Raw genomic sequence first — 6,825 nt, 5'->3', positions numbered from 1 at the left:
TTGCTAGACAGGGATGTATTGACTCCTGGTGGCTTTATCTGTGTGGATAATACCCTGCTTCAGGGACAACCTTATTTACCCCCAGAGCAACAGACTGCCAATGGAAGTGCGATCGCTAAATTTAACCAGTTTGTAGCGGATGACCCCCGAGTAGAACAAGTGTTACTACCGTTGCGAGATGGTTTAACTATCATCCGACGCACCTAGATAAATTACGATCAGACAATAAACAAAAGGCAATGAACAGCTCCATTGCCTTGTTCTTCCCCTAGTAAATAATGATTGCTTTACTAAAAAATATCGGCACCTTAACCTTACTGTTAATTGCCTTACCTCTAAATGCCACTCTCGTCTTTATTTCCCTAGTAATCAATTGGATAACTTCCCCATTTCGCAGAGGACGAATACCTGTTGAAGGTTCCAAAAACATCTTGATTACCGGGGGCAAAATGACCAAAGCCCTGCAACTGGCTCGCTCTTTTCATAAGTCTGGGCACAATGTCTTTTTAGTTGAAACTGATAAATATTGGCTATCTGGTCACCGATTTTATAATGCGGTTAAAGGGTTTTATACCGTGCCAGCACCAGAAAAATATCCCAATGCTTATTCCCAAGCCTTACTAAAAATTGTTCAAAAAGAAAACATTGATGCCTTCATTCCCGTATCTAGCCCAGTAGCGAGCTATTATGATTCTGTCGCTGGAACGTTACTCTCCCCCTACTGCGAAGTCATCCACTTTTCTCCTGACATCACCCAGATGTTAGACGACAAATTTACATTGTGCGAGCAAGCCCGTTGTTTGGGATTATCAGCACCAAAGTCTTTCCTAATTACCGATCCACAACAAATTCTAGATTTTGACTTCAAAGCAGATGGGAGTCGGTATATTCTCAAAAGCATTCAGTATGATTCAGTTTCTCGCTTAGACATGACCAAGTTTCCCTTTGAAGGAATGGAAGATTATGTCAAAAATCTTCCTATTACAAAGGAAAACCCTTGGACAATGCAAGAGTTTATTACCGGTCAGGAGTATTGCACCCACAGTACAGTCCGCAAGGGAAAAATTAGACTTCACTGCTGTTCCCCATCGTCTCCTTTCCAAGTTAATTATCAGCATCTTGATAAGCCTGAGATATATGCATGGGTAGAGAAATTTGTCAAGGAATTAAATTTGACAGGACAAATTTCCTTTGACTTCATTCAAACCGAAGACGGCACCGTCTATCCGATTGAATGTAATCCTCGCACCCATTCTGCTATCACCATGTTTTACAATCATCCAGGATTAGCAGATGCTTACCTAAAAGATAGTGATGAGGAAAATCAAGCACCGATTGTGCCCCGCCCTGACAGTAAGCCAACTTACTGGCTCTATCATGAAATTTGGCGGCTGACTGAGATCAGGTCATGGTCAGCTTTACAAGGGTGGATTCAAAAGATTGTCAAGGGTACAGATGCCATTTTTCAAGTCAACGATCCCCTGCCCTTCTTAACCGTACCCCATTGGCAAATTACTTTACTCTTATTAGAGAATTTACGGAAACTAAAAGGCTGGGTAAGAATTGATTTTAATATTGGTAAATTGGTAGAATTGGGTGGGGATTAAATAGCGTTCGGCTTAAGATTCGCCCTATCAAAAAAGTTAAGCAATCAACATATGTTACCAATTAACAACACTTCGGACAGAGGATATACCCTCAATCATCCCACCATCGGTATCATCGGTTGCGGCAATATTGGAGGGCGACAAGCCGCTAATTTTCTAGCCCATGGCTACTCGGTCTATGTCTACGACATCAATTAGGATTACACTGGCTATTCCGCTGCCTAAATTGATATTAATAATCATTACATATATTAATCATTACATATATTTAAGCTCACCCCTTGATAGCCTAGTTGCGTTGCTTATTCCAGCTCTTAGCGCTGTGGAAGGTTGAGCGATTTTCTGAGAACGTATTCAATTGTGGACTTTGGTAAATTTCCTAGTCATTTTATTCGGAATGTATTTGACGCTCTCTAGTATATCTGCTATTAAACCTGCAATTGAATCTGCTAATAACTGAGTTTAAATAGTAAATATATAAAATAAAATTATTATGAACTTGATTAAAATATTCCTAGTTTTGCTTAATATGAGATGAAAGTATGGTTTTTATCATATGAATAAAAAACCGTTAAAACTAATGAACAAAAACTACCTTTAGTTATTCACCTCGTTGCTCAAAAAAATTTGGGGTAATGCAGTCATTATTTATGCCTGAAAGGAGCAAACATCAAAATATTAGTATAAAGGTTGAGTAGTCATTTACATGAGTCTCCGATTATCAGCTATTTATATACAGTATTTATTTAAAAAAATATCGACAACAACAGCATCAAAATTAACTATTAATTTAATTTTTTACTATCCATTCAATAGCTACAGGTGTTAGGGTTTATACTATAGCGTTTATCGTAGCTATGAGGTACACATTATTTTTTACCTCTTCCCTCACTTCCCCTCCTGGGAGGGGTTAGGGGTGGGTTACTCTTACCTGCTCCCTGCTCCCTGCTCCCTAAAAACCAGAAATTTGTACCTCACAAGTCGTAGAATTGCTATATCATATATGCTTTTAATAAAAATAGATAAATAAAGAAACATGAATGCTCAAGGTAAATTGTCAAAAATACAGTACCTATCTTCATTTCCAATAGATTCTTTTGCTGCATTAATTGGTAGCATAATCTGTCTTTCTTTTTCACCAATTTTTATTCGTTTGAGTGAAATGGAAATGGGACCAAATGCTACGGCATTTAATCGTTTTTGGATTGCGGCTGTTGCCTTTGGACTACTGAATAACTTGTTAAATGTGGGTCACCAAAAGCAGGAAACTGAACCAGAACTAAATAAAAATAATCTGGGCTCAGAAAAAAGGCTACTGATTGCAGATGGTTTGCTTTTAGCGATGGCTTTGATAGCTTGGACTTGGTCTTTAACTCAGACGAGTGTTGCCAACTCTAGCATCATGCATAATATGGCTCCCATATTTACTATATTAGGAGGGTGGCTAGCTTTTGGTCAGCTCTTTGACCGTCGATTTCTCGTGGGTATGTTTGTTGCAATCGCGGGAGTAACGTTACTAGAAGTAAATGATCTGTTATCATTGAGTATTGGTCAACAGCTACTAGGGGATTTAGCAGCTTTACTCTCAGCAGTATTTTTTGGGGTACACCCATTAATCGCAGAGCAACTTCGCACTAAGTTTAACTCTGTGACGATTATGACTTGGTCTTCGACAACCAGTTTTCTGTTGCTATTTCCTGTTGCTGCAATCACCGAAGAGCAACTTTTTCCGAGTTCCGTAACTGGGTGGTTTTCAGTAATTGCCCTAGCATTCGTTGGTCAAATGCTGGGTGTAGGACTTTGGACTTATTGCCTCAAAAAGTTATCTTCAGGGTTTGCTAGCCTAGTGGGGTTGATTGTTCCTGTTCTCAGTTCCCTCGAAGGTTGGACAATTTTCTCAGAACCTCTTAGTTTTTTGACTTTAGTCAGTTTTGTGGTAATCTTAGTGGGAATGTATTTGGCTATTTCTAGCAGATCGGCTATTAAATCTCCCCTTGAATCTACTAATAGTTAAATTTCACTACTGCATCTATCAAAATTTGATATTAGAAACATCGAAGTATTAACATTAAACACTTGTGGTGCCATATAATCAAATGAGCAGAGATTTAGTCAATAGGATTAACCATTCCTAGCAATCGCTCATTAACCCCTAAACAAACATAATGGCTAAACAAGTTGGGATTGCACTCACGTTTATCATGTTCCTGCTGTTATTTACAGCAGTGGGCATTTACTCGGCAACCCGCAAACAAAATACCACCACCGATTATTTACTGGCTAGTCGCAATGTCAACCCTTGGCTGACAGCACTATCAGCAATGGCAACTGGTCAAAGTGGTTTATTATTCATCGGTCAAGTAGGTTTTGCCTATAAAATAGGCATTTCCTCCCTCTGGCTGACCATTGGTTGGGCAATTGGGGACTATCTTGCTTGGTATTTTATTTTCAAACGGTTGAGACAGCTCTCTGAGGAAACTGCTTCAGATACTGTCTCTTCCTTTCTAAGTCAAAATATGAAAGGCTCCCGTTTGATTGCCATTATCTCTGCTATAATAACTATTATCTTTCTAGGTTCCTACGCCGCAGCCCAACTGGTAGCAGGAAGCAAAGCACTCAATGCTGTGTTCGGATGGAACTATAATTTAGGCATCATTATAGGAGCAGTAATTGTCGTTATCTACTGCTTTTCTGGAGGAATTCGCGCCTCAATTTGGACCGATGCTCTACAAGCAACAATCATGATCGGTTCCTTGTTACTGTTGTTAGTGGTGGCGGTTGCCAGTTGTGGTGGAACCGGGCAACTGTGGCAATCTTTGGCAGGCATTGATCCAGCTTTAATCAACTGGAATTCTTCTCAGCAACCGTGGGGATTTGCGCCTTTCTTTATTGGTTGGATAGTAGCTGGTTTTGGTGTGGTGGGACAACCCCACATTATGGTGCGCGCTATGGCGATTGACTCAGCCGACAACATTGCTTTTGCCAGAAATCTTAAAGCTGCTTTGGGGTTAGTAACCTCGATCTCGGCTATGGGTATTGGCTTAACAGGGCGAGTGCTGATGCCAGATTTGTTGGCTTCCGGGGATCCAGAATTGGCACTTCCTTACCTATCGTTGAAATTGTTACCAGTGGTTTTAGTGGGATTGATGCTCGCTGGGCTGTTTTCTGCCACTATGTCCACAGCAGATTCTCAAATACTCTCTTGTTCAGCTGCCCTAACCCAAGATATTTTTCCGGCTGCAGCTAAATCTTACCAATTCGCAAAAGTAGGAACCCTAACTGTAACAGCAGTAGTTTTGGCGATCGCCCTACTTGGAAATAACAATGTCTTTGCTTTAGTAACTTTTTCTTGGTCGGCTCTGGCTTCAGGTTTGGGTCCTTTATTAATCTTGAGAGTTTGGCAGCGACCAGTCAATCTTACCACAGCGATCGCAATGATGGGAATTGGGATTGCTACAGCTTTGATTTGGAATTTAGGACTTGATTTGTCCAGTGCTATTTATGAAGTGCTTCCAGGTATGGCTGCAGGAATGGCAGTCTATGCAATTGCTCAGTTTTTGAAACATCCTAAATGATTCCGTTTTTAGTTGTTTAGTTTAGTTCTTTATAAGAGGAGATTAGTTATGTCAGTACTTCGCATTCTTCATTTAGTTGGGTCTGCAGACAATGACTTTTACTGCGATTTGTCACGGCTCTATGCCCAAGACTGTATTGCCGCAACGGCGAATCCTTCTCTCTACGAATTTCATATTGCCTACATCACCCCCGATCGCCAGTGGCGGTTTCCCTCATCCCTCAGTAAGGAAGACATCGCCGCAGCCAAACCCATGTCCCTCTCTGAGGCTGTAAAGTTCATAACAGCAAAAACTATTGACCTAGTGCTGCCACAAATGTTTTGTATCCCTGGCATGACTGAATACCGTGCCCTATTGGACTTGCTTAATATTCCCTATGTGGGCAATACCCCAGATTTGATGGCACTAACTGCCCATAAAGCCAGAGCTAAGGCGATTGTGGCAGCGGCAGGAGTTAAAGTACCTTTTGGAGAACTACTTCGCCAGGGAGACATTCCCACCATTAAGCCGCCAGTAGTGATCAAACCTGCTAGTTCTGACAATTCTTGCGGGGTGACTTTCGTCAAAAATGTCGCTGACTATGACGCTGCCCTGAAAACAGCCTTTGAACATTCAGATGAGGTCTTAGTGGAAGAGTACATCGAACTCGGTCGGGAAGTTAGATGTGGAATCGTTGTCAAAGACGGCGAGTTAGTGGGTTTACCCCTGGAAGAGTATCTGGTGAATTCCCATGACCACCCGATTCGCAACTATGAGGATAAACTAAAACGAACAGAAGATGGCAACTTGAGTTTGACTGCTAAGGATGGTGTTAAGGCTTGGATGCTAGACCCTAGTGACCCTGTAACCAAGCCAGTTCAGGAAGTAGCCAAGAGGTGTCATCAGGCGTTGGGCTGTCGCCACTACAGTCTTTTTGACTTCCGTATCGACCCACAAGGGCAACCTTGGTTTCTAGAAGCAGGGTTGTATTGTTCTTTTTCTCCTAAAAGTGTGATTGCTTCTATGGCGAAAGCATCGGGCATATCTGTAAATGAGTTGTTGATGACAGCGATTGATGAAACGTTAATTGATAAGGCTGCGTGTAGGGAATAGGGAACTTCGGATCAGGGAATAGTCTGAGGCGGGGGCGCGGCAGGTTTGGGGAAATGGGGATAATATGGGAAGTGTGGCAGGTGTGGCAGGTGTGGCAGGTGTGGGAAGATGGGGAGTCAGATTAGCAACTAGCTCCCCAAGACAGTGCTGCCTAGGTATTCCCTAGTCCCTAGTCCCTAGTCCCTAGTCCCTATTCCCATTAACCCAGGACGAGGTACCTCAGCCAATTGAGAACTGCTATTATGATTAAGTAACGTTTAAGTTTTCCGTAACAAGAGTGCCACTCCCCAGTTAGCGATCGCATGTAGTCTTGGTCATGGCATCATACCACCATCAGCATAGTTATCTAAATCTAAATTGTTATCTAAATTACTGGCCTCAGCCCATTCCTGATCAGGGTATTTACTTGTGACACACCGATTGAGGTTAGGGAACAGTTAGTAAAAATATTCCATCTGCTACCAAATCCTTCAATGATGTGGTAAGATAGAGACATGGCATTAGTACCACTCCCTAAGGCGGTCGAACTTACCGGACTCTCCAAAAATACT

General features: G+C 41.8%; 6 protein-coding genes and 1 pseudogene. 6 read left to right on the top strand and 1 reads right to left on the bottom strand.

The features are described 5' to 3' along the window. The 6 genes and pseudogenes from F6K49_RS33070 to F6K49_RS33045 form a co-directional block, all read left to right on the top strand. Positions 1-207 (top strand): annotated as a pseudogene (locus tag F6K49_RS33070) (SAM-dependent methyltransferase); the annotation flags it as partial. Positions 208-278: 71 nt separating this feature from the next. Further along, positions 279-1,607, top strand: a complete 1,329-nt coding sequence (locus F6K49_RS33065; RefSeq protein ID WP_293103472.1) for an ATP-grasp enzyme — start codon at positions 279-281, stop codon at positions 1,605-1,607. Between the two features lie 51 nt (positions 1,608-1,658). Further along, positions 1,659-1,805: an NAD(P)-dependent oxidoreductase gene (locus F6K49_RS33060; protein ID WP_293103469.1), complete on the top strand. Its 147-nt coding sequence runs from the start codon at positions 1,659-1,661 to the stop codon at positions 1,803-1,805. A gap of 838 nt (positions 1,806-2,643) precedes the next feature. Beyond that, positions 2,644-3,621 (top strand): DMT family transporter, encoded by a 978-nt coding sequence (locus F6K49_RS33055; protein ID WP_293103466.1) that lies wholly within the window; start codon positions 2,644-2,646, stop codon positions 3,619-3,621. 151 nt (positions 3,622-3,772) lie between these two features. Further along, positions 3,773-5,182 (top strand): sodium/proline symporter, encoded by a 1,410-nt coding sequence (locus F6K49_RS33050; protein WP_293103463.1) that lies wholly within the window; start codon positions 3,773-3,775, stop codon positions 5,180-5,182. A 48-nt stretch (positions 5,183-5,230) separates the two neighbouring features. Next, a complete protein-coding gene (locus F6K49_RS33045) occupies positions 5,231-6,274 on the top strand; it encodes a D-alanine--D-alanine ligase (protein WP_293103459.1) in 1,044 nt (347 codons plus the stop codon). A gap of 364 nt (positions 6,275-6,638) precedes the next feature. Here F6K49_RS33045 and F6K49_RS33040 read toward each other — a convergent pair. Next, on the bottom strand, positions 6,639-6,825 hold a 187-nt coding region (locus tag F6K49_RS33040; RefSeq protein WP_293103455.1), incomplete at its 5' end, for a hypothetical protein.

Source organism: Moorena sp. SIO3I6, from assembly GCF_010672095.1.
The sequence above is the reverse complement of the archived record's forward strand: the minus strand, read 5'-3'. Positions and strand labels throughout refer to the sequence as shown.